This window comes from Streptomyces sp. NPDC057271 (genome assembly GCF_042668715.1).
Taxonomy (GTDB): Bacteria; Actinomycetota; Actinomycetes; order Streptomycetales; family Streptomycetaceae; genus Streptomyces.
This window is the reverse complement of the sequence record NZ_JBHUYJ010000033.1, coordinates 14,813-41,752: the sequence shown is the minus strand read 5'-3', so window position 1 is coordinate 41,752 and position 26,940 is coordinate 14,813. Positions and strand designations below refer to the sequence as shown.

25 protein-coding genes and 1 riboswitch are annotated in these 26,940 nt (G+C 70.1%); of the genes, 17 read left to right on the top strand and 8 right to left on the bottom strand.

All coding sequences use genetic code 11. The annotated features are described in order from the left end of the window. Positions 1 to 4: 4 nt before the first annotated feature. Positions 5 to 799: a fumarylacetoacetate hydrolase family protein gene (locus ACFUJR_RS17620; RefSeq protein ID WP_383165514.1), complete on the bottom strand. Its 795-nt coding sequence runs from the start codon at positions 797 to 799 to the stop codon at positions 5 to 7. Positions 800 to 876: 77 nt separating this feature from the next. After that, on the bottom strand, positions 877 to 1,383 hold the full coding sequence (locus ACFUJR_RS17615; RefSeq protein WP_383165517.1) for a hypothetical protein: 507 nt from the start codon (positions 1,381 to 1,383) through the stop codon (positions 877 to 879). Between the two features lie 213 nt (positions 1,384 to 1,596). Between ACFUJR_RS17615 and ACFUJR_RS17610 the strand changes: the two genes are divergently transcribed. The 5 genes from ACFUJR_RS17610 (at position 1,597) to ACFUJR_RS17590 (ending at position 4,531) form a co-directional block, all read left to right on the top strand. Continuing rightward, the gene (locus ACFUJR_RS17610) at positions 1,597 to 2,061 is read left to right on the top strand and encodes a DUF2199 domain-containing protein (RefSeq protein ID WP_383165616.1); all 465 of its coding nucleotides are present in this window, start codon (positions 1,597 to 1,599) and stop codon (positions 2,059 to 2,061) included. A 33-nt stretch (positions 2,062 to 2,094) separates the two neighbouring features. Beyond that, on the top strand, positions 2,095 to 2,568 hold the full coding sequence (locus ACFUJR_RS17605) for a DUF6228 family protein (protein ID WP_383165520.1): 474 nt from the start codon (positions 2,095 to 2,097) through the stop codon (positions 2,566 to 2,568). A 126-nt stretch (positions 2,569 to 2,694) separates the two neighbouring features. Further along, positions 2,695 to 3,483: a hypothetical protein gene (locus ACFUJR_RS17600; RefSeq protein ID WP_383165523.1), complete on the top strand. Its 789-nt coding sequence runs from the start codon at positions 2,695 to 2,697 to the stop codon at positions 3,481 to 3,483. 242 nt (positions 3,484 to 3,725) lie between these two features. Then, entirely contained in the window at positions 3,726 to 4,136 is a 411-nt protein-coding gene (locus tag ACFUJR_RS17595; protein WP_383165526.1) for a Fic family protein, read from the top strand. Continuing rightward, on the top strand, positions 4,133 to 4,531 hold the full coding sequence (locus ACFUJR_RS17590; RefSeq protein ID WP_383165529.1) for a DUF5958 family protein: 399 nt from the start codon (positions 4,133 to 4,135) through the stop codon (positions 4,529 to 4,531). The genes ACFUJR_RS17595 and ACFUJR_RS17590 overlap by 4 nt, the downstream gene beginning before the upstream one ends. A 262-nt stretch (positions 4,532 to 4,793) precedes the next feature. Here the strand turns inward: ACFUJR_RS17590 and ACFUJR_RS17585 are convergent, their stop codons facing one another. Then, on the bottom strand, positions 4,794 to 6,191 hold the full coding sequence (locus ACFUJR_RS17585; protein WP_383165532.1) for a hypothetical protein: 1,398 nt from the start codon (positions 6,189 to 6,191) through the stop codon (positions 4,794 to 4,796). Continuing rightward, positions 6,184 to 9,615, bottom strand: coding sequence for an AAA domain-containing protein (locus ACFUJR_RS17580; RefSeq protein ID WP_383165535.1), 3,432 nt, complete (start codon positions 9,613 to 9,615; stop codon positions 6,184 to 6,186). The genes ACFUJR_RS17585 and ACFUJR_RS17580 overlap by 8 nt, the downstream gene beginning before the upstream one ends. 521 nt (positions 9,616 to 10,136) lie before the next feature. Here ACFUJR_RS17580 and dhaK point away from each other — a divergent pair. From dhaK to ACFUJR_RS17535, 9 genes are all read left to right on the top strand, one after another. Then, on the top strand, positions 10,137 to 11,129 hold the full coding sequence (dhaK, locus tag ACFUJR_RS17575; RefSeq protein ID WP_383165538.1) for a dihydroxyacetone kinase subunit DhaK: 993 nt from the start codon (positions 10,137 to 10,139) through the stop codon (positions 11,127 to 11,129). 5 nt (positions 11,130 to 11,134) lie between these two features. Then, a complete protein-coding gene (gene dhaL / locus ACFUJR_RS17570) occupies positions 11,135 to 11,749 on the top strand; it encodes a dihydroxyacetone kinase subunit DhaL (protein WP_383165619.1) in 615 nt (204 codons plus the stop codon). Beyond that, positions 11,746 to 12,159, top strand: a complete 414-nt coding sequence (locus tag ACFUJR_RS17565; RefSeq protein WP_383165541.1) for a PTS-dependent dihydroxyacetone kinase phosphotransferase subunit DhaM — start codon at positions 11,746 to 11,748, stop codon at positions 12,157 to 12,159. Before dhaL ends, ACFUJR_RS17565 begins: the two co-directional genes overlap by 4 nt. A gap of 86 nt (positions 12,160 to 12,245) precedes the next feature. Beyond that, positions 12,246 to 12,470, top strand: a riboswitch (cobalamin riboswitch). 28 nt (positions 12,471 to 12,498) lie between these two features. Then, positions 12,499 to 13,197, top strand: coding sequence for an energy-coupling factor ABC transporter permease (locus tag ACFUJR_RS17560; RefSeq protein ID WP_383165544.1), 699 nt, complete (start codon positions 12,499 to 12,501; stop codon positions 13,195 to 13,197). Further along, positions 13,197 to 13,538 (top strand): energy-coupling factor ABC transporter substrate-binding protein, encoded by a 342-nt coding sequence (locus ACFUJR_RS17555; protein WP_383165547.1) that lies wholly within the window; start codon positions 13,197 to 13,199, stop codon positions 13,536 to 13,538. Before ACFUJR_RS17560 ends, ACFUJR_RS17555 begins: the two co-directional genes overlap by 1 nt. 5 nt (positions 13,539 to 13,543) lie before the next feature. Then, positions 13,544 to 14,293, top strand: coding sequence for a cobalt ECF transporter T component CbiQ (cbiQ, locus tag ACFUJR_RS17550; protein ID WP_383165550.1), 750 nt, complete (start codon positions 13,544 to 13,546; stop codon positions 14,291 to 14,293). Next, on the top strand, positions 14,290 to 15,156 hold the full coding sequence (locus tag ACFUJR_RS17545; protein ID WP_383165552.1) for an energy-coupling factor ABC transporter ATP-binding protein: 867 nt from the start codon (positions 14,290 to 14,292) through the stop codon (positions 15,154 to 15,156). The genes cbiQ and ACFUJR_RS17545 overlap by 4 nt, the downstream gene beginning before the upstream one ends. A gap of 178 nt (positions 15,157 to 15,334) precedes the next feature. After that, positions 15,335 to 17,356 (top strand): FAD-dependent oxidoreductase, encoded by a 2,022-nt coding sequence (locus tag ACFUJR_RS17540; protein WP_383165554.1) that lies wholly within the window; start codon positions 15,335 to 15,337, stop codon positions 17,354 to 17,356. A 32-nt stretch (positions 17,357 to 17,388) separates the two neighbouring features. Further along, the gene (locus ACFUJR_RS17535; protein ID WP_383165557.1) at positions 17,389 to 17,922 is read left to right on the top strand and encodes a PadR family transcriptional regulator; all 534 of its coding nucleotides are present in this window, start codon (positions 17,389 to 17,391) and stop codon (positions 17,920 to 17,922) included. 31 nt (positions 17,923 to 17,953) lie between these two features. On the opposite strand, the gene ACFUJR_RS17530 is transcribed toward ACFUJR_RS17535, so the two are convergent. Further along, complete coding sequence (locus tag ACFUJR_RS17530; protein ID WP_383165560.1) at positions 17,954 to 19,849, bottom strand: heavy metal translocating P-type ATPase; 1,896 nt, start codon at positions 19,847 to 19,849, stop codon at positions 17,954 to 17,956. A gap of 120 nt (positions 19,850 to 19,969) precedes the next feature. On the opposite strand from ACFUJR_RS17530, the gene ACFUJR_RS17525 reads away from it, so the two are divergent. Together ACFUJR_RS17525 and ACFUJR_RS17520 are read left to right on the top strand one after the other, a co-directional pair. Further along, positions 19,970 to 20,347, top strand: a complete 378-nt coding sequence (locus ACFUJR_RS17525; protein WP_383165563.1) for an ArsR/SmtB family transcription factor — start codon at positions 19,970 to 19,972, stop codon at positions 20,345 to 20,347. Between the two features lie 28 nt (positions 20,348 to 20,375). Beyond that, on the top strand, positions 20,376 to 21,764 hold the full coding sequence (locus tag ACFUJR_RS17520) for an FAD-dependent oxidoreductase (protein WP_383165566.1): 1,389 nt from the start codon (positions 20,376 to 20,378) through the stop codon (positions 21,762 to 21,764). A gap of 29 nt (positions 21,765 to 21,793) precedes the next feature. Here the strand turns inward: ACFUJR_RS17520 and ACFUJR_RS17515 are convergent, their stop codons facing one another. Continuing rightward, positions 21,794 to 23,134, bottom strand: a complete 1,341-nt coding sequence (locus ACFUJR_RS17515) for a DUF2252 domain-containing protein (RefSeq protein WP_383450516.1) — start codon at positions 23,132 to 23,134, stop codon at positions 21,794 to 21,796. Between the two features lie 198 nt (positions 23,135 to 23,332). Here ACFUJR_RS17515 and ACFUJR_RS17510 point away from each other — a divergent pair, with 198 nt between their 5' ends. Beyond that, entirely contained in the window at positions 23,333 to 24,085 is a 753-nt protein-coding gene (locus ACFUJR_RS17510) for a GntR family transcriptional regulator (protein ID WP_383165572.1), read from the top strand. A gap of 108 nt (positions 24,086 to 24,193) precedes the next feature. Here the strand turns inward: ACFUJR_RS17510 and ACFUJR_RS17505 are convergent, their stop codons facing one another. Further along, on the bottom strand, positions 24,194 to 25,723 hold the full coding sequence (locus ACFUJR_RS17505) for an amino acid permease (protein WP_383165575.1): 1,530 nt from the start codon (positions 25,721 to 25,723) through the stop codon (positions 24,194 to 24,196). Between the two features lie 84 nt (positions 25,724 to 25,807). Beyond that, positions 25,808 to 26,782, bottom strand: coding sequence for a hypothetical protein (locus ACFUJR_RS17500; protein ID WP_383165578.1), 975 nt, complete (start codon positions 26,780 to 26,782; stop codon positions 25,808 to 25,810). Positions 26,783 to 26,940 lie beyond the last annotated feature (158 nt).

Below are 26,940 nucleotides of genomic sequence, written 5' to 3'. Positions count from 1 at the left end.
CGAGCTACCGGCCGATAACAGGATTGACGAGGGAGCCGATCCCGGAAACGTGAACCGCAACCTCGTCGCCGGGGACGACCGGGCCCACCCCGGCCGGCGTGCCGGTCAGAAGCACATCACCCGGTTCCAGCGTGACCGCTGCCGTGATGTACGCCAGTAGGGAAGCGACCGGATGCAGCATGGTGTCCGTACCGGCCGACTGCCGCTCCTCGCCGTTCACCTCGCAGCGCACGACGAGCTTCGTCGGGTCGAGGTTGGTGGTGATCCACGGGCCGAGCGGGCAGAACGTGTCGAACGCCTTCGCCCAGGATGGCTGCCCGTCCTCCCGTTGGATGTCCCGGGCGGTCACGTCGTTGGCGCAGGTGTAGCCGAAGACGTACTCCAGCGCCTGCTCGGCGGGGACATCTCGGGCCGTACGGCCGATGACCACGGCGAGCTCGGCCTCGTAGTGCACCTCGTGTGACTGGTCCGGGTAGCGGATCGGCTCCCCGGGGCCGATCACGGCGGACGGCGGCTTGAAGAAGAGCCGGGGTACGGCCGGCGTGTCCAGGCTCAACTCGGCGATGTGGTCGGCGTAGTTCCGGCCGACCGCCACGATCTTCCCCGGGCTGACCGGGGCGAGCAGCCGTACGTCGTGGAGCGGAACGCGGCGGCCAGTGGCCTCCGCCGTTCCCCTCACCGGATCGGCGCTCAGCACCTCCAGGACGTCGCCCCCGTCCTCGGCGATGAGGCGCCCGTGAAGGACGTCGCCCTTCCACTCGAACCTGGCCAGCCGCTGCGATTCACCCGTCAGCCTCATGCCTGAACCGTACCGGCGCGCCAGGGTATGGCGGCCTTTCTCGGACAGGCCCGGGAGGACCATCGGCCCGGTCGCGGTCAGAAAGCGCGGAGGTACACCCGGGCTTGCTCGGGGTCCAGGTTCTCGATGTAGATCTCCATCCACGCGACGTCGCGACGTCGGTAGTCCTTGACACACGGCGGGCAGACACCGGTCCAGAGTGCGTCTTTGAGTGTTTTCGGCTCTGCGATTCCAAGGTGCTCGAAGAGTTCGGACTCTTGTGTCGACTTGATGCCCCATGGCGCCAGCGGCTCTTCGGAGTGCAGGTCCTTGGCGACCTGGGCCGCAGTGGCCTTGCCGGTACGGAAGGAGAGGATGTACTCGTCTTCGCGGGGGTTGACCTGCACGGCACCCTTCACGTCCGTGGCGCCCTTGGGGATGTGAATTTTCATGAACGCGGCCGCTTCGGTGGCGCCGGCACCCTTCTCCCAGTACGGATAGGTACTCTCGCGCGTAGCGCTACCGGGGGCCCCGGTCGAGCAGGACGTGAGAACCAGCGCGGAGATCAGCGCGACGAAGAGGCTTCCACGCGTCTTGTGTCGCACGTCACTGGTTCTCCTCGTCGCCCCGCAAGACGCCCCCTCGGCCGCCCGATCGGCCAGGGTCGGCAGGGTTCACGGTAGGGCTCGCGTCGCTGTTCAAGTCGTGCGTCTTGGCTACAGAGTGTGACTGTCCGAGTGCATCGCTAGGCTCCCGCCATGACCAGCGATCTCGGATTCACCTGCACGTGCTGCGGCAGCCACCACGGCGAGCTGCCGATGAACTACTCCGCCACCGCCCCCTACGTCTGGGACCCGAGTTTCGCCGACGCCCCCGACTGCCTGCTCTCCTCGGATCAGTGCGTCATCAAGGCGAAGCACTACTTCGTCAAGGGCCTGATCGAGATACCGGTCATCGGCAGCGACGAAGTCTTCTCCTGGGGTGTCTGGGTCTCCCTCAGCCGAGAGAACTTCTCCCGGGCGGCCGACCTGTGGGACACGCCCGGACGCGAGTCGGAGAAGCCGTACTTCGGCTGGCTCACCACCGAGCTGCCGATCTACTCCCCCAGCACCATCAACCTGAAGACCCATGTCCACACCCGCCCGATCGGCGAGCGGCCCCTGGTCGAGCTCGAACCGACCGAGCACCCGCTCGCCGTCGAGCAGCGCACCGGCATCACCCACGACCGCGTCCGCGAAATCGCCGAAGCCCTGTTGCACGGCACCGGCCACGAATCCGGATGACGGCCGAGGCAGCACGGACCTAGCGTTCCGTGCATGACATCCCCGGACGGCGACCTCGACGACAAGCCCGGCGTGACCATCCGCTGCCAGGACAACTCGTCCGTGGGCGTGACGTTCTGCGACCGGTTCAGCTTCGACCGGGACTCCGTCCACTACGCCGTCGAAGCCTGGGCACCCGGCCTGACCGCCCGTGTCAACGAAGTGGTCGCCTGGATCTGGGACAACGACCTCACCACGTTCCTGGAGGAGCTGACAGCGGACTACCGGGGCTGGGAGGGCGAACGGACCTGGCACACCATGGACCGCGACCTCGCCGTCTCTGCCGTCTTCCGCTCCGGCGGATACATCGGCCTGACCTGGACCATTCGCCCCTGGCGGAGCGCGGCGGGCGACTGGAGCACCTCGGTCACCACGTGGCTGGAGGCCGGAGAGCAGATGTCATCCCTCGCATCCGATGTCCGGCACTTCCTCGCCGGGGAGCGCACCGTCCTACCGCCAGGTCAATGACGTCTGGGTCTGCCTCCTGAAACGCAACACGGCAGCGATCACGACGACGAGGAAGGCGAGTTCAGCAACATGGTCGGCTCTTGGGACGTAGCTCAGGCTGGGGTGTTCACGAGTACCGCTGACCCGGTGGGACAGAAGCGGTTGAAGATCGCTTCCCAGTTGACCGAAGATCGTTTCCCGCTGATGGGACGGCCACTCGATATGGAGTGGAGTCAGGGCGGCTACGCAAGGCAGAGTGGCGTGGTGACTGAGCTGTGGGCGCACGCGCTGACCTGGGCGGAAGTGGATCCGTCGCGGCATCCGTTCGAGCTGGACGAGGATGCGGCCAAGACACTGACCGGGCTTGTTGTTCCCCTGCTGCCCAGCTCCGAGGCCGCCGAAGAGCACCGCTGGCACTCGCTGGTCCCCGTCACCGAGTTCCTGGTGGACCGGTACGGCCGGTGGGCCTGCGGGTGGAACTGGTCGGTAGGCGAGGGCGACACCGACGGCGGGATCGTCGGCGCGTGGTGCTGCACCGCCCATTCAGTGACGACGGCGGACGAGACCGCTCCTCTGGTTGTCGCCAGCCTGCTTGAGTGGCGTGACTGGTTGGAGGATCTGACGGAGCGCTTTGCCGCGTTGGCGCCGCCGTCGCACTCGACGGGGGCCACGGTCGATCCCTGGCATTGGGAGCGGGCATGCACGCGGTTGGTCACCCTGGTAGCCGACCGGACGCAGGCCGAGAGCGGCTGGTACGGACACTGTGAGCAGGTGCTCGGCTGGTTCCTCGCCTACAACGACGTCGAAGAGGAGCGAGCCGGCGAGATTGTGGAGAGCGCGATCGGCGGCCGGTTCGGCAGTTGGATCGCGCCGGACGTGACGGTGGTCGACGCGGTGAGTTCCCAGTTCGCCCGGGCCGTGGGCGAGACCGAATGATGTCCGCCCCTGGCCGCCCGACGGACGCCCTCACCGACTGGGTGCGCATCCGTCCGCAGATCTCATGGCCGTGTTGGAGCGGTGCCCACCTCAGCCATGGAGCATCGCACCGAGACGCCTTCAGGGACTTCTTCAACGCGACCCGCGGCAGCCGCGATACCGAGGGAACCACCAGGGTCCTGGAAGCCCTCGATCTGGCCCTGGCAGACGCGAAGAGGGGCGATCGGTTGACGTTCACTCTCATGGCCGACTGGCAGCAGACCATGCTAGGCGAGGGCGTGGCTGCCTTCCGTACGATGCCCGCTTTCTCCAAGGGAGGACGAGAGCGCTACGGCATTGCAACGGGCACGCGGGCGAGGTTCGAGCAGTGCCTGTCAGAGAGCACTCAACCGGACCTGCCGCTCCCTTCACGCGCCGCACGAACCTACCTCGACATCCTCTTCTTCCATCCGTTCAAGGACGGCAACGCCCGCGCGGCGATGCTGGCGCTGGCCTTCGTCCTGGCCCGCGAAGGAGCAACGATCGACCAGGTGCACCCGCTCCAGACCACTCGCTGGGCCGACGACGCGGAGGGAGCGGCCGATCTGGCAGTGCTGCTCGGCATCCTGATCAACGCGGCACAGCGCCGCCCGTCCCACGGGAGGCAGTCATGACCGAACGCGACGTGCTGCTCAACGAGCTCGCACAGGGGCTGCGCCCGATGTCAGAGGGCATCGGATGGTTCGACGTCCTCGGCCAGGAAGAGCAGTCCGAGGTGCTGCTGTTCCTGCGCCATCACTGCGTCCAGGCGCGCGCCGTCAGTAAGGACGCACCGGAGAGCATCCGCCGTGCCGGGCTGCGCCCGACGCATACACCCGCAGTGCTGATCTCACGAGGCCGGATCGACGAGCAACTGGGAAAGATCGCCGGTCTCGCACCTCTCGACGAACGCCGCAAAGCCTTCCGGCTCCTGATCTCAGTACTCGCGATCGCCGATGCACGGCGCCGCGAACGCGACTGTTCAGGCGGATGTAGTCACTGGTGGCACAAGCTGTCTGACGCAGGCTGATCGCTGACAACAAGGCTCCCAGAGCAGTCATTGAGCGACCCTGAAACGGCGAAGATCCCGCCCCGATGTTGCGACCGGGACGGGATCGCGTCACTGCTCTTGAGCTCACTCGAGAGTAGGCGTCTACGCGGTGTTCACCAGCGCTCCTGTCCTGCCGGAATGAGCGGCCTCAGCCTCGTTCCCTGCTTTCGGCTGCCTGGGCTGCTCGTCGCCGCACTGACAACTATCGGTTGCGGCCTACATCACCGAGCACTCCGGCCACCTATTGGCGTTGCTGTCCGATCAGGTCGAGATAACGCTGGTATTTGGCGTCCGCGTGCTTCTTGTCATGAATGAGACTCCCCTCCTCCATGCGGTAGCTGCGGTTGCGGTCGCCCCTGAAGGAAAGCCAGTTGAAGCTCGTGGTCACCCACACGTCGTCGAAGACCAGCACCTTGGCGTGGGTGCTCCGGAGGCGGGAGAACACGAACTTGTCAGGGTAGCGCGCGGCAAGGTTCTCGAGCCGCCGGATGGCAATGGGATCCGACTTGGTGTCGTTCTCCTCATAGCCGTAGGCAATGTCCACCCGGACCCCGCTGCGGAGACGATTCTCGAGCTTGCTCAGGAACTCGGTGGTGATAATCGCCTGCTTGATCCACGGCGAGATGATCAAGATCCGGTTCTGGGCATGGGTGAGTGCCTCGTCGAGGACGTCGGGGTGCTCGAACACGCCGATCGCCCGGATCTCCGGCTCCGCCGACGCGGGCTCGGAAACAGTGGCGGACAACGGGCTCGACGAACTGAGCTGTGCCGCGGCTCGCTCGGCGCGTCGCTGGGTGACCTCACTGAGCGGGACACGGACCTGCTCGAGCTCGGGCTCGAGAATCGGCCGCTCGGGCGCGGGCTCCACGGTGATACCGAGTGCCTTCGCCCCGCCGGCCGTGATCAGCGCGAGCTCGTGCGCGTGACTGAGCTCGCCATCGACGACGACGCCCAGTTCGATGTCGGTGCGATCGGGGTTCGAGTAGACGAGGATCTTAGCCGGGACCACCCGACGGGCCCTGGTCTGCGTGATGCCTCTAACCTGGAGCACTTCACGGTCGTTGTTGCCGCGTTCCCGGAGTAGAGCGTTGATGTCTGCGGCCGAGATGTCGCCCGACTCGACCGGTCCGCTCTTGGCGGCGGGCAGGAGGATCATGTCCTGCTCCTCGGCCTGACCGCGGGATATGACGGTGTGCCGGTCGTAGGGCCTGGCCTTCCACAGCAGCTGGTCGTAGACGAGCGGTTGCTCGACGCGTACAGGAGTGATCGCGGCCAGTTCGCGGGCAGTCTGCTCTCCCCGTCCAGTCAGGCGCAGGTTCCGGCCGGCCGGGTCTGCCCCTGCGAGGGGCCGGGCGTACGTGAGGTAGTCGTCCGAGAAGTGCTGGGCCACGGTCTGGGTGACCATGCGCTCGGGTACGCCCAGGAGGCCGGAGATGGCCTGCTCGGTGGTGACCTTGTTGTTGACCAGGCGCAGGACGAACTCGTCGAGCAGTGGCAGCCGCTTCCGGTCCTGCGCAAGGACATCGGCGGTAACGAGAGCCACAGGCAGAGCGGCGTCGACAACGGCGACGAGCTCCAGGCCGGAGCGGGCATCGTCGAAACGGACCGCGAGGAGGCTGTCGGGGCTGAAGTCAGGCATCGCGGATCTCGCACTCCTCGGGGTGGTGACGCATGTAGTCAAGTACGTCGCGCAGGGCACCGGGCGTGCTGCGACAGAAGGCCGCGTCGCCGACGACGGTGAGGCCGAAGCGGGCACGGGAGAGAGCCACGTTGATGCGCCTCCAGTACGGCTGGCCGAGGAAGCCGAACTCCGAACGGGTGTTACTCCGGGTGACTGAGAAGACCGCGAGGTCGCATTCGCGACCTTGAACGGCGTCGACAGAGAGCACTTCGACGGTGAGGTACTTGAGCTTGGCGTAGGTCAGCTGGCGGTCCAGCTCTTCGACCTGACGGCCGTACGGGGCGATGAGCAGAACGTCGAGCTTCCGGCCGTCCGGAACCTTGATGACGTTCTTACCGATGGCCTGATCGATGACCTCCAGACGGCGCACGGCCAGCTGGGCTTCGACGCGGTTGGAGATGCTGGTCTGTGTCGCACTGCGCTCAGACTCACGACGGCCGGGAAGTTTCGACGTATCGAGCCAGGTGACGGGCTTGCCGACGATCTCGTAACCGGGCAACGCGTGGTCGTTCAGGGAGAGGAGCTCGTCGCGGTAGAAGCAGCTGGAGATCAGCTTCCCGATGGCCGGGGTCATGCGGTACTGCTCGCGCAGCATGTGTCGGACCGGAAACTCGGTGTTGCGGACGAGATGCTCGAAGAGCGTGGTGGTGACCAGCTCGGGGACGAGCTGGTGGTCGGCCATGATCTTGGGGTCGCGCAGCAGGTCCTCGTCGACCGGGGGCAGCTGCGCGGTATCTCCCACCAATACCCAGCGCTTGGCCCTGGCGAGAGGGACGAGCGCTTCGGTAGCGGTGGCCTTGGACGCCTCGTCGAAGATGCACAGGTCGAATTCCAGGTCACGGGCGGCGGGGTGACCGAGGAAGCCCAGCGCGGTGCCGGCGACGACCGGACAGGTGCGCAGGAACGCGGTGATCAGGTTCTGGTCGGTTCCGATGCGCTGCAACCACTCGCCCTGGAGGCGGAGCAGCCGCATGAGTTCCTGGCCGGAGGACCCCGGAGCGTCCATGAGCAGCAGCTCGACCGCGTCGCGGGCCTCGGCGGCGCTCAGTTCCTCACGGAGGGTGATCTCGCCGGCGAGCAAGGGCTGGACGGCGGTGAAGAGCTCACGGCGCTGCTCGACGAGCTGGTCACGACGGTCCCGGGCCGAGACCAGCTCCTCACCGAGCTCGCGGGCGGACGTGGTGCGGTCCGGTGCCGGCCGGTCCGTGAGCTCGTCCAGCGTCCGGGTGACGTGGGCGAGGTCGGCCGCGACGGAGGCCAGCTCCTCCAGCATGAGCGCGGCCTTGAGGCGCCGGCCATTCAGGTTCTTAAGGGCGGCGATCTCGTCGAGGTAGCGCTCAGCCCGGGTGCGGACCTGCTGGGTCCACCGCTTCACCTGCTTGTCGAGGAGAAGCGGCTGCACATTGGCGGCGACGCGCGGGTCATCGGGGCGGCCGAGGCGTACCAGCCCGCCGATGCCGGCGTCCTCGATGCGCTTCAACGCGTTGTCGATGGCGATGTGGGTCTGGCTGACGATCAGGATGCGGGCATGCGGGTCGCGCTTGAGAGCCTGCTCGACGATCTCCGCGATGACGGTCGTCTTGCCCGTTCCTGGCGGGCCTTCGACCAGCAGCATGTCCTGGCTTCCAAGCGCGTGGGCGACGACCTCGCGCTTGCTCCTGTCGAGATCGGTGCGGGACCAGTGGGTGATCTCCGCCGGCGGCCGGACCGTGATGACCGCAGGTTTCTCGATGATCTCGCGCAGGGCCGGGTTCGTCGTCTGACCCGCCGCAACGTTGGTCAGGGCGTCGCGCTGCCGGTTCAGGGCGTTCTGGCTGGGGCCGAGGTAAGGCAGGAGGACACCCCTGCCGGGAAGGACGGTGTCAGGGCGCCGGAAGCGGACGGTAAGGGTGTCATCGGTCTGAGCGGTGACCTCGCCACGGTCGAGAGGCCGGGTGTAGGAATTGGTGGCCACGGACCATTCCTCACCGACCAGGGTGGCGGTGGTGGGCATGGCCAGGCGGAAGACCCGGTTGCGCCCGCTCCCCGTGACGCGCTCGTACTCGAGGTTCTGCCGGCCGCCAGCCGCGACCTCCTCGCGAGCCTCGAGCAGCCGGCGCCAGCCTCCGAAGAGATCGCCCAGGTGCTGATCCCTGTCGGCCCGGGCTGCTTCCTCACGTCGGACCAGATGCTCGTCCAGTCGCTCGAGAAGGAAGGTCAGGCCGTCGTAGGCGGGGTCCTCACCGGGATCGTCGAAGGTCCAGGTGAGGACCGGGCCGATCGGCGCCGACCGCTCACGCCGCTTGGCCATCCACTCCTCGCCCCTGGCATCGGCCGCGACGATCACACACCGGTCGCTCTGGTTCTCGTCCTCGACGAGCCGGAGGAACCAGGAGCGCCCGAAGACCCGCAGGGTGCCCTGGTCGATCTCGTCCGTCTTCGGATTGTGCCCGTAGTCAGCGTGGACGGTACCGGCCAGGTCGGCGAGGACCTCGGACTTCGCCACGTCCCAGTCCGGCTCCGTACCAGCAGGAACGTTACTCAGGGTTTCGGCCGCACGGCGGGTCAGTTTGAGCCATACGAAGTTGCTGCGGCGGGCCTGCTGGTCGTGGCAGACCCGCTCGGCCTCGAGCAGACGCTGTTCGAGCACGGTCGCGTTCGCAGGACGCTTCCTGGGGTCGAAGTCGATACAGGACCGCAGGATCGAGCGGACCTCCGTGTCGAGATCAAGCTCGGCGAGGACCTCCGCGAGATCGGGATAGTCCCGCGCCTTGCCGCCCGAGAGGACCTGGATGGCGAGGACACCGTATCCGTAGACGTCCCGGACGTAGGGGATCGTGTCTTCCTGCTCGGGCGGGGCGTAGAGGTTGGAGCGGAACTCCGCCACCGTTGCGTCGGTGAGGACGGAAGCCTTGGACCAAATCTTGGCGATGCCGAAGTCGGCCAACTTGGGCGTGCCATCCTCGGTGAGCAGGACGTTTCCGGGCTTGATGTCCCGGTGCTCGATCCGCAGCGCGTGCGCGTGGGCCAGAGCGGCCGCGAGCGGCTTGCCGGTACGGGTGAAGAACGACGTCCAACCGACTGGCCTGCCGTCGGTCATGTCGTCCTTGAGGCTGCGGTCGACCCATTCCAGCGCAATGAAGTACCGGCCGAGGTCGGGGTCCCAGCCGGAGTCGAGCATTCGCACGATGTTCGGGTGGTGCAGAGCCTTAAGCGAGTCGGTCTCGCGCGACAGGAACGTCTTGATGGCTTGGTCGTCGCGCTGCTTGAGCAGCTTCACGGCCGCGTAGTCCCCAGCCGCACCACTGGTGTCCACCGCCTTGCGGACCTCAGACAGCCCCCCGGCTCGCGGATCCTGGGGCAGCAGCAGGAAACGATGGTTGATCAACTGCTGTGCCCCCACGCACCACTCCTCGCTCAGCACCGCAAACGGTGCGTCCCGCCCCAGACGAACCATCCTGCCAGTTCTTTCCGTCTCCAGGCATGGAGTTAAGCGGAGAGGTGATGGTCTCTCTGAGGACTCGCTACGGCACTTCTACAGCCAACCAAGTCACATCGGACCCAGGCGGTCGCCGCGCGGAAGGCACTGTCCCATTCACCATGCCCACCTCGACACTCGCCCCCCACGGCTCCGGGCCCCAGAGCATCCCCGGGCTCGAGATCGTCCGGATCCGACAGGTGGCGCATCGATGCGCACTCGCACCCTTGCGTCGATAATTGCTCCGCGATGCGCGTTTGCAAAGCTCACTCTCGCGATCCAAACATGACACATCATCAGGAAAGTCAGCATTAGGTCAGCATCAGTACCGCACGGAACCGCTCACAAGCGCCACGGACCGCCAAGATCGACAAACCGGCACACCTGTCATGACCTGCGAAAACGCAGGTGAGCAACCTGCCTGCTAATCTCACCTGGAGGTATCCATGAGGATGCTCATCAACGTTCCGGAGACCGTCGTCGCCGATGCGCTGCGCGGGATGGCCGCCGCGCATCCCGAGCTCACCGTCGACGTCGAGAACCGTGTCGTCCTGCGGCGTGACGTGCCCGTCGCCGGGAAGGTGGGGCTGGTGTCCGGGGGCGGGTCCGGGCACGAACCCCTGCACGGGGGGTTCGTGGGGCCGGGGATGCTGGCGGCCGCGTGCCCCGGCGAGGTGTTCACCTCGCCCGTGCCCGACCAGATGGTACGCGCCGCCGCCGCGGTCGACAGTGGGGCCGGGGTGCTGTTCGTCGTCAAGAACTACACCGGTGACGTGCTCAACTTCGAGATGGCAGCCGAGCTCGCGGAGGACGAGGGCATCCAGATCGCGAAGGTGCTCGTCGACGACGACGTGGCGGTGACGGACAGTCTGTACACCGCCGGCCGGCGCGGGACCGGGGCGACACTCTTCGTGGAGAAGATCGCCGGGGCCGCCGCCGAGGAGGGTGCGCCGCTGGAGCGGGTGGAGGCGGTCGCGCGTCGGGTGAACGAGCGGTCACGGAGTTTCGGTGTGGCGCTGAGTGCCTGCACCACACCCGCGAAGGGCAGCCCCACCTTTGAACTGCCGCATGGTGAGCTGGAGTTGGGTATCGGTATCCATGGGGAGCCGGGACGGGAGCGACGGCCCATGATGACCTCGGGTGAGATCGCGGACGTGGCCGTCGAGGCCGTACTGGAGGACCTTCGGCCGTCCGGTCCCGTCCTCGCCCTGGTGAACGGGATGGGCGCCACGCCGCTGCTCGAACTGTACGGTTTCAACGCCGAGGTGCAGCGCGTGCTGGCCGAGCGCGGGGTGCCCGTCGCGCGCACACTGGTCGGCAACTACGTGACCTCGCTCGACATGGCCGGCTGCTCGGTGACGCTCTGCCAGGTCGACGAGGAGCTGCTCCGGCTCTGGGACGCGCCCGTGCAGACGCCGGCGCTGCGCTGGGGCCGGTGAGCGGGATGTCCGACGGGGGCGAGTTCGATGCCACGTTCTTCCGTCGCTGGCTGACCACGGCCGCGGCGGTCGTCGACCGTGAGGCCGTGCGGCTCACCGAGCTCGACTCGGCGATCGGCGACGCGGATCACGGCACGAATCTGAAGCGGGGGTTCACCGCCGTGGCGGACGTCCTGGAGAAGGATCCGCCGAAGACACCAGGGGCCGTACTCGTCGCCGCGGGGCGGCAGTTGATCTCCACGGTCGGGGGCGCTTCAGGGCCGCTGTACGGGACGCTGCTGCGGCGGACCGGCAAGGCGCTCGGGGATGCCGCTTCGGTGACGCGGGAGGACCTGGCCGCGGCCCTGGTCGCCGGCGTCGCCGCCGTCGCACAGCTCGGCGGGGCCCAGGTCGGGGACAAGACCATGCTGGACGCGCTCACCCCCGCGGCCGAGGCGCTCGGCGACTCCTTCGCCGCCGCCCGGGACGCGGCCGAGCGCGGCGCGCTCGCGACCGTACCCCTCCAGGCGCGCAAGGGAAGGGCGAGCTATCTGGGCGAACGCTCCATCGGGCATCAGGACCCCGGGGCCACCTCGTCGGCTCTGCTGATCGCCGCCCTTGCGGAGGTGGCCGCCGCATGACCGGCCGACAGGGCACGGTGGGCATCGTCCTCGTCTCGCACAGCGCGGCCGTGGCCGACGCCGTCGCCGCCCTGGCCCAGGGGCTCGCGGGCGGCGGACCGACCGCTCCCGTCGCCGCGGCCGGAGGTACTCCCGACGGGGGGCTCGGCACGAGTTCCGAGCGGATCGCCGAGGCGGCGAAGGCGGTCGACGGGGGCGCCGGGGTGGCCCTCCTCGTCGATCTCGGCAGCGCCGTCCTGACCGTCAAGGCGCTCCTCGCCGAGGAGGACGAGCTGCCGGCCGGCTCACGGCTCGTGGACGCCCCGTTCGTCGAGGGCGCCGTCGCCGCGCTCGTCACGGCGAGCGCGGGCGGGGACCTGGACGCGGTCGTGGCGGCGGCTTCGGAAGCGTACACGTACCGGAAGGAGTGAGACGGGGGCGCGGGAGGCGTGCGCGGGGGGCTGCAGGGGCGCGTGGGGCGCGCGGGAGATCCGTCACACACCGTCCGCTGCGCCTCCCGTGTTGTGATGTACCTGGTCAACCCACTAATGTCACAGCGCCTTGGTGTACGGGAAACCGGTGCGGTACCGGTGCGGCCCTCGCCACTGTGATCGGGAAGTCCGGCTCCATCCCTCCGGGGAAGCCACTGTGCCGCCGCGGGAGACCGCGGGGGTGTGGGAAGGCGGAGCCGCGGCGGCATGACCCGTCAGCCAGGAGACCGGCCAGGGTGCGTTGTCCATCCACGAGGTGCTGGAGAGGGTCTCCCAACCATGCATATAGCCGAGGGGTATCTGCCCCCTGTGCACGCGGCCGCCTGGGGCGTCGCGTCCGCTCCCTTCGTCGTCCACGGTGTCCGCGCGCTGACCCGTGAGGTCAAGGCCAACCCCGAGTCCACCCTGCTGCTCGGTGCGTCCGGTGCGTTCACCTTCGTTCTGTCGGCGCTCAAGCTCCCTTCGGTGACGGGCAGTTGCTCGCACCCGACCGGTACGGGCCTCGGCGCCATCCTGTTCCGGCCGCCGGTGATGGCGGTCCTGGGCACGATCACGCTGCTGTTCCAGGCGCTGCTGCTCGCCCACGGCGGGCTCACCACGCTCGGTGCCAACGTCTTCTCGATGGCGATCGTCGGGCCGTGGGCCGGTTTCGGTACGTACTGGCTGCTGCGCCGCTTCGACGTCCCGCTGATGGTGAGCGTGTTCTTCGGGGCGTTCGTCGCCGACCTGTCGACGTACTGCGTGACCAGCGTCCAGCTCGCGCTGGCCTTCCCGGACCCGGGCAGCGGTGTGCTCGGCGCGCTGGCCAAGTTCGGCGGCATCTTCGCCGTCACGCAACTGCCGCTGGCCGTCAGCGAGGGCCTGCTGACGGTGCTGGTCATGCGACTGCTCACGCAGTCCAGCAAGGCGGATCTGACCCGCCTCGGGGTTCTGCTCCCGTCCCGGAAGAAGAACGAGAACGCGGAGGCGAACGCCTGATGAGCCGGAACGCGAAGATCAACACGCTGCTGCTGCTCGTCGTCGGGGCGCTGGCCGTCCTCCCGCTGATCCTGGGGCTCGGTGACCACAAGGAGGAGCCGTTCACCGGCGCCGACGCCGAGGCGGAGACGGCGATCACCGAGATCGATCCCGACTACGAGCCGTGGTTCAGCCCCCTGTACGAGCCGCCCTCCGGCGAGATCGAGTCGGCGCTCTTCTCGCTCCAGGCCGCTCTCGGCGCCGGTGTCCTCGCCTACTACTTCGGCCTGCGCAAGGGCCGCAGGCAGGGCGAGGCCCGCGCTGAGGCGAAGGCCACGGCGGCCACGCCCGGCGACGAGTAGCCGCGGTGCTGCCGATCGACGCGGCGGCGCACAGCAGCCGCTGGCGCCGCCGTCACCCGTGCGAGAAAGCGGCGCTCGGCTTCGGTCTGACGCTCTGCGCGGTGTGCCTGCCGCCGTGGCCGGGTGCCGTGCTGGTCGCGGCGGCCACCCTGGCCGTCCTTCTCGGGCCGGCCGGGGTGCCGGGGCGTCAGCTCTGGCGCGCGTTCCGCATCCCGCTGGGCTTCTGTGTGACGGGCGCGATCCCGCTGCTCTTCGAGGTGGGCGGGGACCGGGGCCTGGTGGCCCTCGCGCACGACGGGCCCGTGCACGCGGGTGAGTTGCTGCTGCGGACCTCGTCGGCGTCGCTGGGCGTGCTGCTGTTCGCCTTCACGACGCCCGTCTCGGACGTCCTGCCCCGGCTGGTGCGGGCGGGGGTGCCGGCGCCCGTGGTGGACGTGGCGCTGGTGATGTACCGGATCAGCTTTCTTCTTCTGGATGCGATATCCAAGATCCGGCAGGCGCAGGCGGCCCGCCTTGGCCTGACCACGCGGGCGGCGACCTGGCGTTCCCTCGCCGGGCTCGGCGCCACGGCCTTCGTCCGCGCCTTCGACCGGGCGCAGCGCCTGCAGACGGGCCTGGCCGGCCGGGGGTACGACGGGACGCTGCGGGTCCTGGTGCCCGAGGCCGCCGTGTCGGTCCGCTTCCTGGCGTCGACGGCCGGCCTGCTGACCGGGCTCGTCGCCCTCACCCTCGTACTGGAAAGGTCCCTGCCGTGAGTCCTGCACCACCTGTCGTGGAACTGGTGAAGGCCACGTTCGCGTACGAGGACGGGCCCGTCGTCCTCGACGGCATCGACTTCGTCGTGCCGGAAGGCCGGGCGATGGCCCTCCTCGGCCGCAACGGCGGCGGGAAGACGACGATGCTGCGGCTGCTGAGCGGGGGCCTGCGCTGCGGGAGCGGCACGCTCCGGCTGGACGGCGAGGACGTCTCGTACGACCGGAAGGGGCTGACCCGGCTGCGTACGACGGTGCAGCTGGTCGTCCAGGACCCGGACGACCAGCTCTTCGCCGCGTCGGTCGGGCAGGACGTGTCGTTCGGCCCCATGAACCTGGGGCTGCCGGAGGAGGAGGTACGGCTCCGGGTCCGCGAGGCGCTGGAGGCGCTGGACATCGTCGCGCTGGAGGACCGGCCGACCCATCTGCTCTCGTACGGACAGCGCAAGCGGGCCGCGATCGCGGGAGCCGTGGCGATGCGCCCCCGGGTCCTCATCATGGACGAGCCGACGGCCGGGCTCGATCCGCATGGGCAGGAGCGGCTCCTGGAGGTGCTCGGCCGGCTGCGCGACTCGGGTACGACGGTCGTGATGGCGACCCACGACGTCGATCTGGCGCTGCGCTGGGCGGACGAGGCCGCCGTCCTGTCGCCGTCGGGGCTGCGGACGGGCCCCGTCGGGGACCTGCTCGCCGACGACGGGCTGCTCGCCGAGGCGCGGCTGCGCCGCCCCTGGGGCATGGCCGTGACCCGGCTGCTGCGCGCGAACGGTCTGCTCGCCCCGGACGCGGAGGGCCCGCGCACGGCGGAGGACCTGGACAGCTGGCTCGCGGCGCACCGAGGGGCGTCGAGCCGGGCGGCCCCCTGACCAGCCCCGCCCACCTCACGCGGCACGCCTCCTGGCGGCCCCCGGCGGAACCCCGCCGGGGGCCGTGGCGCGTCGCGACGTCGCGCAGATCACTCCCCCACTGTTATGCAACTTGTTGCACAAGCACCCTCGGCTCGTCTACAACAGTGGTGACGACACTGCGCGAGGAGGCGCCCCCATGACCTCGACCCCGTACCCGCACCTGCTGAGCCCGCTCGACCTCGGGTTCACCACCCTGCCCAACCGGGTGCTCATGGGTTCCATGCACGTCGGACTCGAAGAGACCGAGAACGGCTTCGAGCGCATGGCCGCCTTCTACGCGGAGCGCGCCCGCGGCGGGGTCGGACTCATCGTGACCGGCGGCATCGCCCCCAACGAGGCCGGTCGCCCCTGGGACGGCGGCGCCAAGCTCAGCACCGAGGACGAGGTGGCCGAGCACAAGCTCATCACCGACGCCGTACACGCCGAGGGCGGGCGGATCGCGATGCAGATCCTCCACTTCGGCCGGTACGCCTACCACCCCGCGCTCGTCGCGCCCAGCGCGATCCAGGCGCCGATCAGCCCCTTCGTACCCAACGAGCTCACCGACGCCGAGGTCGAGCAGACCGTCGAGGACTACGCCCGCTGTGCCGAGCTGGCCCGGGCCGCCGGGTACGACGGTGTCGAGGTCATGGGCTCCGAGGGCTACCTCATCAACGAGTTCATCGCGGCCGCCACCAACCACCGCACCGACCGCTGGGGCGGCAGCTACGAGAACCGGGTCCGCTTCCCGCTGGAGATCGTCCGCCGGATCCGCGAGCGGGTCGGCGAGGACTTCATCGTCGTCTACCGCCTCTCGATGCTGGACCTGGTTCCGGGCGGTTCGACGCTGGAGGAGGTCGTCTCCCTCGCCCAGGAGATCGAGGCCGCCGGCGCGACCATCATCAACACCGGCATCGGCTGGCACGAGGCCCGCATCCCCACCATCGCGACCTCCGTGCCGCGCGGCGCGTACACCTGGGTCACCAAGAAGCTGATGGGCTCGGTGAGCATCCCCCTCGTCACCAGCAACCGCATCAACACCCCTGAGGTCGCCGAGCAGATCCTCGCCGAGGGCCGCGCCGACATCGTCTCGATGGCCCGCCCCTTCCTGGCCGACCCGGACTTCGTGGCCAAGGCCGCCGCCGACCGCGCCGACACCATCAACACCTGCATCGGCTGTAACCAGGCCTGCCTGGACCACACCTTCAGCCTGAAGATCACCTCCTGTCTGGTGAACCCGCGCGCCTGCCACGAGACCGAGCTGGTCCTCTCCCCCACCCGGCTCGCCAAGCGGATCGCCGTCGTCGGCGCGGGTCCGGCCGGACTCGCCTTCTCCGTCTCGGCCGCCGAACGCGGCCACTCCGTCACCCTGTTCGACGCGGCGAGCGAGATCGGCGGCCAGCTGAACATCGCCAAGCGGGTGCCGGGCAAGGAGGAGTTCGACGAGACGCTGCGCTACTTCCGTACCCAGCTCGTCGAGCGCGGCGTCGAGGTCCGGCTGAACACCCCGGTCGCGGCAGACGACCTGGACGGTTACGACGAGGTCGTCGTCGCCACCGGAGTCACCCCGCGCACCCCGGAGATCGAGGGCGTCGACCACCCCAGCGTCGTCAGCTACCTGGACGTCCTGCGCGACGGCGCACCGGTCGGCGAGCGGGTCGCGATCGTCGGCGCTGGCGGCATCGGCTTCGACGTCGCGGAGTTCCTGACCGACGGCGGCGAGGGCGCGAGCCAGGACGCCGAGACGTACTTCAGGCAGTGGGGCGTGGACACCTCGTACGAGACGCGCGGTGGTCTGCGCGCCCCGGAGCGCCCGAGGCCGCCGCGCCAAGTGCACCTGCTCCAGCGCAAGACCACCAAGGTCGGCGCGGGCCTCGGCAAGACCACGGGCTGGATCCACCGCGCCGAGATGAAGCACCGCGGGGTCACCATGGTCGCGGGCGCGACGTACGAGCGGATCGACGACGACGGCCTGCACATCACCGTCGACGGCGAGCCGCAGACGGTCCCCGTGGACACGGTCGTCCTGTGCACCGGCCAGGAGCCGCGCCGCGGTCTGTACGAGGAGCTGATCGCGGCGGGCCGCACGGCGCACCTCATCGGCGGCGCCGACGTGGCCGCGGAGCTGGACGCCAAGCGCGCCATCGACCAGGGCACGCGGCTGGCGGCCGGCCTGTGATCGTCCCGGTGCTCCGAACCTAGGATGCGTGCATGTCCCTCCCGCACGCGATCCTCACGGCGCTGCTCGAGAAGCCGTCCTCCGGTCTCGAACTGACACGCCGCTTCGACCGGTCGATCGGCTACTTCTGGTCGGCCACGCACCAGCAGATCTATCGCGAGCTGGGCAAGCTGGAGCAGGCGGGGCACATCCGTGCCCTGCCCGCTCCGGTGCCGGCGCGGGGGCAGAAGAAGGAGTACGAGGTACTGCCCGCGGGGCGCACGGAACTGGCCGAGTGGGTCGCCCGCAGCGAGGACCCCAAGCCGATGCGCTCCGCCCTGCTGCTGCGGATGCGGGCGGCGGCGGTCGTCGGCGCGCCGGGCATGCGGGAGGAGCTGCGCCGCCATCTCGATCTGCACCGGCGTCAGTTGGACGAGTACCTGGCGATCGAGGTACGGGACTTCCCGCCCACGCGCCGCGAGAGCGAGCCGGACCGCCTGCGCCATCTCGTCCTGCGGGGCGGGATCGACCTGGAGCGCTTCTGGGTGGAGTGGCTGACCCACGCGCTGGCCGAACTGGAACGCTGAGCGCGAGGCAGGCGACCGGGAAGTCTCCCGCCTACGTCCCGGCTGCCGCCTTCCGCCAGGCCGCGTCGCGGAGCAGGCGCAGGCCGTTGAGGCCCACCAGGACCGTGGAGCCCTCGTGGCCGGCCACGCCGAGGGGGAGCGGGAGGTGGCCGGCGAGGTCCCAGATCACCAGGGCCCCGATGCAGGTGCCCGCGATCACCAGGTTCTGGATCACGAGCCTGCGGGCGCGGCGTGAGAGGGCCACGACCGCGGGGACCGTGGCCAGTTCGTCGCGTACGACGACGGCGTCGGCGGTCTCCAGGGCCAGGTCGGAGCCGGCCCTGCCCATCGCGATGCCGCTGTGGGCGGCGGCCAGGGCGGGGGCGTCGTTGACGCCGTCGCCTACCACCAGGACCCGGGCGCCCTCCCGCTCCCACTCCCGCACCGCCGCGACCTTGTCCTCGGGCAGGAGCCCGGCCCGCACGTCGGTGATGCCGGTGCGCTCCGCGACCCGGGCGGCGGCGCCCGCGTTGTCGCCGGTCAGCAGGGCGACCGGGGCGCCGGTGAGGCGGGTGAGGGCCGCGACAGCCTCGGGAGCGCCGTCCCTGAGCCGGTCGGTGAGGGCGAGGACGGCGACACGGGCGCCGTCGACGACCACCTCGACAGCCGTGTCCGTGTGCGCTCCCCCGGCCCTGCGGACCCGCACCTCCCGACCCTCGACCGTCGCCCGTACGCCGTCACCCGGCACCGAGCCGAAGTCGCTCGCCTCGGGGATACGCAGGCCACGCGCGCGTGCCGCGGCGACCACGGCGCGTCCCAGCGGATGTTCGCTGGGGAGTTCGGCCCCGGCGGCGAGGGCGAGCGCCTCCGGGTCGCCCTCGACGCCGGTGACGCGCGGCGCGCCCTCGGTGAGGGTGCCGGTCTTGTCGAGCGCGACCCGGTCGACGGTGCCCAGCCGTTCCATGACCACGGCGGACTTGACGAGGACACCGTGGCGGCCGGCGGTGGCGATCGCGGAGAGCAGCGGGGGCATGGTGGCGAGGACGACCGCGCAGGGCGAGGCCACGATCATGAAGGTCATGGCGCGGAGCAGCACGGTGGTGAAGTCGCCGCCGAGCGCGAGGGGGATCGCGAAGAGCGCGAGGGTGGCGACGACCACGCCGACGGAGTAGCGCTGTTCGATCCTCTCGATGAAGAGCTGGGTGGGCGCCTTGGTGGCGCTGGCCTCCTCGACGAGTGCGACGATCCGGGCGATGACGGAGTCGCCCGCGTCCTTGTCCACCCGTACGCGCAGGGCGCCTGTGCCGTTGAGGGTTCCTGCGTAGACCTCGGTGCCGGGTGTCTTGGCCGCGGGCAGGGACTCGCCGGTGATGGTGGCCTGGTCGACGTCGCTCGCGCCGTCGAGCACGGTGCCGTCGGCGGGCAGCCGCTCCCCCGGCCGTACGAGAACGGTGTCGCCGATCCGCAGATCGGCGACGTCCACCGGCTCCTCGACGCCGGCGCCCGTGAGGCGTACCGCCCGCGCGGGCGCGAGGTCGAGGAGTCCGCGTACGGAGTCGGCGGTACGGCGGGTGGCAAGCGCCTCCAGGGCGCCGGAGACGGCGAAGATGACGATGAGCAGACCGCCGTCGAGGTACTGACCGATGGCGGCGGCGCCGACGGCCGCGACCACCATGAGCAGGTCGACGTCGAGGGACTTCTCACGCAGCGCCGCGAGGCCCTCCCGGCCGGGCTCCCAGCCTCCTGCGGCGTAGCAGACCGCGTAAAGCGGGCCCCAGGCCCAGGCGGGGGCGCCGGCCAGGTCCAGCGGCAGCGCGAACAGGAAGGCGAGGGCCGACAGGGCGGCCCAGCGCACCTCCGGCACGTCCCGGACGCGCGTGCGACGGGACGAGGGCGGGGCCTTGTCGGCGGGCGCCGCGGTCCGGGCGTCGAGCACCGGTGAAGCCATGTGTGGACACCTCTTCGGTCGGGGACGGCGGGGCCGTCGGAGAGCCGGCGGCCACCACCATAGCGGAATACATGAAGAGGTCTTCATTCGTAAGTTTATCCCCGCGGCTACGATGAGCGCATGGGACACGGAGCGAACGGCGGGACGACCCCGGCAACCCACCTGGACGCGGAGTCCGCGGCCACGATCGCCGCCACGCTCCAGGCCCTCGCGACGCCCTCCCGGCTGATGATCCTCACCAAGCTGCGCCAGGGCCCGTGCGGAGTGACGGAACTGGCCTCCGCCGTGGAGATGGAGCAGTCCGCCGTCTCCCACCAACTGCGCCTGCTGCGCGCCCTCGGCCTGGTGACCGGCGTCCGGCAGGGCAGGCGGATCGAGTACAGCCTCTACGACAACCATGTCGCCCAACTCCTCGACGAGGCCGTCTACCACATCGAGCATCTTCGACTCGGCGCGCGCGATACCCCCAGGGAGAGCGTGGATACTGGGACCTCGTAGACCGACCGACTACGGGGAAAGGGCCGGGATGACGGACGAGTTGGGGGGCCGCGGGACACGTCACGCGGTGGTCATCGGGGGCAGTCTCGCGGGCCTGCTGGCGGCGCGCGTACTCAGTGAACACGCCGAGAGGGTCACGGTCGTCGAGCGCGACCGCTTCCCGGAGGGACCGGACGCCCGCCCGGGTGTCCCGCAGTCCCGGCACGTGCACGTACTGCTCGACGCGGGGCAACAGGCCCTCGACGAGCTGCTCCCCGGGCTCACGGGGGAGCTGCGCGAGCTGGGCGCTCCCCGGGTGGGGATGCCCGAGGACATGATCCAGTGGCAGAACGGGCGCTGGTTCAGCCGCCTTCCGGCCACCACCCACCTCTACACCGGGCCCCGCGCCCAGTTGGAGTGGCTGGTGCGCCGCCGGGTGCTCGCCGACCCCCGTATCGAGACGGTCCAGGGCACCGAGACGATCGGGCTGATCGGTGACGCGTCGCGGGTGCGGGGCGTTCTGCTCCGAGAGCGGGGCACGGGCAACGTGCGGGAGAGCCGCTCCCTGAAGGCCGACCTGGTCGTCGACGCCTCGGGCCGCGGCACGCACGCCCCGGACTGGCTCGCGGCGATCGGGGCGGAGGCCCCGCACGAGGAGACGATCGACACCGGTCTCGCGTACGCGACCCGGATGTACCGCGCCGCGGCGGACCCGGGCATGGACGCGGCGGGCTTCAACGTCGTCCCCAACCCCGAGCAGGTCTACGGCGGTGTCGTGCTGCCCATCGGGGACGGACTGCACCTGGTCACCCTGTCCGGGCTCAGGGACGACCGGCCGCCCACCGACGACGCCGGGTTCGAGGCCTTCGCCGCGAAGCTCCCGCACCCCGTCCTGAGTGAGTGGATGGCCAAGGCCACGCCCGAGTCCGGGGTGCACGGCTTCCGGCAGACCGCCAACATCCGCCGCCGTTACGACCGTCCGGGCCGCCGTCCGGCGGGATTCCTCGCCACAGGCGACGCGTTGTGCGCCTTCAACCCGATCTACGGACAGGGCATGACCGTCGCCGCGTTGAACGCGGTCGCCCTGCGCCGGGCGCTGGCCGGCCTCCGGACGACGGCGACCACCCGCGCGGTCCAGAAGGCGGTGCTCGACTCCTCGAAGCAGGCCTGGGACATCTCGTCCGGCGCGGACAAGAACATGCCGGGCGCCACGGGCAACGCGATCGGGTCGCGCGCGATGGACAGGCCGGTGGGCTGGTACATGCGGCGCCTGCAGCAGCGGTACGGCGGGGATCCGGTCGTCGGAGCGGCGTTCCGCTCGGTCCTGACGCTCACGGCTCCGATGACCTCGCTGTTCGCCCCTCCCGTGGCACGGGCCGTGCTCTTCGGCCCGGTGCCGCGGACACCGGCCGAACCCCCGATGCGGCGCGGGGCGTAGGGCGTGGGAAGGCGGCGCGGGGCCGGTCGTCACACGCCCGGCGCCGCCGTGATCACGCCCGCGGCGATCGCCGCGCTCAGGGCCGCGTAGTCGTCGGCGTTCTGGCTCGCGTACCGCATCGCGAAGTCGGCGACGGGGCGGCCGAAGGTGTCCCAGAAACCGAGATACGAGTGGCTCTCGATGCGGTCGCCGGAGCGGGCGTGCGCGCGCGCCAGAGCGCGGCCGCAGAGGCCGGCGTACGCGCGCAACATGGCCGGGGACATGGTCTCCACCTCGGCCGAGCCCTTCATGTCGCGCAACTGGCGCCAGTAGAAGTGCCGTTTCTCCGGCCCCGTCATCCAGCCGAGGAAGATGTCGCTCGCGGCCTGCGTGAGGCGCTGGCCGCGGACGACCCGCTCACCCTGGTGCGCGTACGCGCTCGACGACAGGTACGGCTCCAGGACCGACCTGACGGCCTCCTTGATCTGGAGCATCAACGGATCGCCGTCGTCGCGCCCTTCGAGCAGCAGGATGAAGCAGCGGGTACCGACGCTGCCGACGCCGACGACCTTCCGGGCGGCGTCGACGAACCGGAACCGGTCCAGGAGCAGGCGGCGCTCCTCGGAGAGGGAGCTGCGGTAGTCGCTGAAGATCTTGCCGAGGCTGACGCGGTCGAGGCCGACGGTCCGTTCGAGCAGCGGCGGGTCCTCGACGATGCGCCGGACTCCGCTCGCGTCCGGAGCGGTGAGCTTGCCGAACGCCTGGAGGCTGGTACGGCGGCGGGCGTGGTCGAGGCGTTGCTCCAGTACGGCGCGCCGGTCCCTGCGGACCAGCGGCGCGAGGTCGTCGGCGTCGATCCGCTCGTACCAGACGGCGAGCTCACCGAGGCCGGAGAGGCGGCGCATGGCGATGCGGTACGCCTCCGTGGCGACCAGGGCAGCGCGATGGGCCTTGGCCTTGGTGGTGCCGTTCTGGAGGGAGGCGACGGCAACGCTGGCGGCGAGCCGCTTGACGTCCCACTCGAAGGGCCCCGGCAACGTCTCGTCGAAATCGTTGACGTCGAACAGAAGCGCCCGTTCGGGTGACGCGAAGACGCCGAAGTTGAGGAGGTGGGCGTCGCCGCAGAGCTGCACGGTGAGACCGGTGTGGCGCTGTGCGCCGAGGTCGGCGGCCATGACGGCGGCGGCGCCGCGCAGGAACGCGAACGGCGAGACGGCCATCCTGCCGTACCGGATGGGGACCAGTTCGGGCACCCGGTCGACGGACTGCCGTTCCAGTACGGTCAGCGGGTCAGGGCGCTGCGACGAGGGTATCCAGCGGCCGTGCGAGGACCGCGCCACATTCTTCCGGGCCGCCTTGCCCTGCTCGGCCCGTGCCGCCGGTGTCGTCATCCGGCCTCACCCGCCTCTTCCGCAGCCACTTGGGGTTGTGACTCATTACAAGGTCAGAGCGGTCTGCGCGCACCTCGGGACGGTTCCCGATTCGGCCACTCCCTTCGCCCCCTCTTCCTTAATGGTTTAGACCAATGATAGGAATTGATCACCCCCGCGGATCAGACTGTCACGCTGAGCAAAGAGAGGGGTTGGAACATGACCGAGACCGAACCCGAGCAGGATGCGGCGGTCCCGCTCTATCTGAAGGTCGCCGCAGCCCTGCGGGGCGACCTCGCCGACCGACGCATCGCACCGGGAACCCGGCTCCCGTCCGAGCGGTCCCTCGCGCACCGCTACCACGTCAACCGGCAGACGGTCCGCAGCGCGCTCCATCTGCTGCGCGAGGAGCGGCTCGTCGTCACCGACCGCCGCGGCACGTTCGCGGCGGGGACCGAACACGAGCCGCGTGTACCGGCTCTGACCATACGCCGCCAACTCTTCCCCGGCGGGGCGGACGCCGCCGACGCCCTCGTGCGCGCCTCGCTGACGTGGGAGGCGCCGCCGGCCGGGCTGGTGGGGCGGCTCGGGCTCGTGCCCGCCGAGCCGACACTCGTCCACCGGCACGTCGTCCTCTCCCCCGACGGGATCCCGCTGCAGCGGTCGGTGTCCTGGTTCTCCCGGGCCGCCCTCACCGAGATCCCCCAGCTCGCGAAGTACAGGCGGACCCGGGGCTCCACCCTCCAGCCGGACCTGCGCCTGCTCTACCACTGGATGCACCAGGCCGGCCTCCGCCTCACCCGACGGGAGTCGATCGCCGTACCGCCCGCCGCCATGGCGGGGGTCGGGGGCGGGGCGCCCCGGCTGGCCGTCCACCGGGTGGTGTGCGACCAGCACGGGCACGCGCTGGAGATCACGGACATCGACTGTGCGGCGCAGGGGGTCTCCTGGACGTACGAGTTCAGCGGGTAGGGAAGGGGATGGGATCCACCACGCTGGATCCGATGTCGGATGTCCGATGTCCAGGATCAGCATTCGTGGTCCGTGGTCCGCGATCCGCGACCCGCGACCCGCGACCCGTTACACGATCCCCTCCGCGATGTCCGCCTCCTCGCGGGCCGTTCCGTAGGCCGACGGCGTGCCGTACGAGCGCCGCGCCACGTACCACCACACGCTGGACAGCACGAGGACGACGGCCAGGGCGATGACCGCGTAGTTCATCGAGTCGATCGTCACCGGTGACTTCTGCGGCAGGCAGAAGATCACGGTGACGACGGCGACCCAGATCACCGCGATCCAGCCGATCGGACGGCTCCAGCGTCCCAGGTTCCAGGGCCCGGGGATGAACCGCTTGCCCGCGCGCAGGCGGAGGTAGATCGGGATGGCGTAGGCGGGCGTGATGCCGATGACGTTGATCGCGGTGACGGCGCCGTAGGCGGTGGCGGAGTACAGCGAGGGTACGGCGAGGAGCGCGGCGACGCCGACCGCGAGCCAGACCGCGGGAACCGGGGTCTGCGTACGGTGGCTGACCTTGCGCCAGAGCGTCGATCCCGGCAGGGCGTTGTCGCGGCTGAAGGCGAAGACCATGCGGCTGGCGGCGGCGACCTCGGCGTTGCCGCAGAAGAGCTGGGCCACGATCACCACGAGCAGCAGTGCGGCGGCGCCGCCCGAGCCGAGCGCGTCGAGGAGGATCTGGGCCGGCGGGACGCCCGTGGCGCTGTTCTGGGTGCCCGCGTAGTCCTGGATCGCGAAGGTCAGTCCGGCGAGCAGGGCGAATCCGGCGATCCAGGAGACCCAGATGGCCCGCACGATGCCCTTGGCGGCGCTGACCGAGGCGTTGGAGGTCTCCTCGGAGAGATGAGCGGAGGCGTCGTAGCCGGAGAAGGTGTACTGGGCGAGGAGCAGGCCGACGGCCGCGACGTAGAAGGGGTTGGCCCAGCCGGTGTCGTTGACGAACTCGGTGAAGACGAACTCGACCGACTGGTGGCGGTCGGGGACGAACGCGAGGGCGCCGACGATCACCGCCACGCCGCCCAGGTGCCACCAGACGCTGACGGAGTTGAGCACGCTGACGAGCCGTACGCCGAAGAGGTTGAGCGCGGCGTGCAGCAGCAGGATCGCGAGGAAGATCAGGAAGGTGGACCCGGCCGTGGGCACGATGCCCCACTGGAGGTTGAGGAAGGCGCCGGTGAACAGGGCGGCGCCGTAGTCGATGCCGGCGATCGCGCCGAGCAGGCCCAGGAGGTTGAGCCAGCCGGTGTACCAGCCCCATCGGCGGCCGCCCAGCCGGTCGGCCATGTAGTAGAGCGCGCCGGAGGTGGGGTAGGCGCTGGTGACCTCGGCGAGCGCGAGTCCGACGCAGAGCACGAAGAGTCCGACGCCGGCCCAGCCCCACATCATCACCGCGGGCCCACCGGTGCCGAGGCCGAAGCCGTAGAGCGTCATGCAGCCGGAGAGGATGGAGATGACGGAGAAGCTGATGGCGAAGTTGCCGAAGCCGTCCATCCGGCGGGCGAGGACGGGCTGGTAGCCGAGCTCCCTCAGCCTTGCGGCGTCGTCGTGGCGGTCGGCGGGGGGCTTTCGTATCTCGTCGGGGACGGTGCGGGACATGCCGGTACCTCCGGGGTCGGGGCGTGGGGGGTAGGAACGAGCGGGTCCTGATCGGCCGGGCGCCGAGGCGAGGGCCCCCGGCGATCACGGGTCGAGACAGCGGGCGCGGGCGCGCACGAACACGTCCGTGGCGAGGTCGCGGTCGTCGGGGCGGTCGGTGCGATAGGCCCAGGGCAGCACGGTGTAGTAGGGCCCGAGGGCTTCGAACACACGGGCGGCGTCGGTGAAGTTCTGGGCGCCGAAGAGGGCGTGCGCGAGGTGGTTCAGGTCGAGGAGGGAGGCCTCGTCGGTGGCGCAGAAGAGGAACCAGTGGTGCAGGGCCCGCTGGGCGTCCCGCAGGGCGTCCTCGGCGACCCAGTGCAGGTCGAGGGCGTGCTGGTGGCCGCGATCCCGTCGGTAGCGCTCGACCCGGACGTAGAGCGGCAGTGCGTGCAGTGCGGATCCGGTGGGGGCCGAAGCGGACGCCCACTGGGCGTAGTTGACGGCCTCGGAGAGTGAGCCCGCGTGCCGGGCGTAGAGGAACTGCAGCATCCGGTGGTGGGCCTCGCGGTTCTGCGGGTCGCGTCTGTCGACCTCGGCGAGGAGCCCCCAGGGGCCGGGCGGAAGGAGGGGTGCGGGCGGCGTGTGCCGGTGCTGCGCCATGCGCTGCCGGTCGTCCAGCGCGGCGAGGGCCAGGAGGCAGATCCAGGGGACGGGGTCGGCAGGCGCCCGTTCGGAGGCGTCGCGGCAGGCGGTCCAGGCCTCCTGCCACAGTTCGCGGGTGCGGGGGTGGCCGCCGCGGTGGGCACGTACCGCCCGTTCGACGGCGACGCGGGTGTACATCACGGCGGCGGAGACACTGGCCGGCTGCTCGGTCCGCCAGGTCTGGACGACGTCGCCGGCCGCGGCGACGGTGGCGAGCACCTGGGTACGGCGCGTCCAGTCGGCCCAGCCGGACGTCTCGTCGAGTAATCGGGCCGTGGACACCCAGCGGCCGGTCCGCAGGTCCTGGACGGCGTGGCGCAGGGCGTGGTCGTGGCCCGCCGGATGGTAGACGGGTCTGAAGCCGTGTCCAGCCATCAGGCAGCGGGTCGTGCGGTGGGTGACATGGGTCCTCGGTGGGTGAAGGGGGTGGTCAGTCCCCCGATGGGCATCCCGGGCCGTTGATCGGCGATCACTATAGGGTCCGCTGGACGAGAGCGATCCACTTTCGGGTCTGACCGTAACTATCCGGCCAC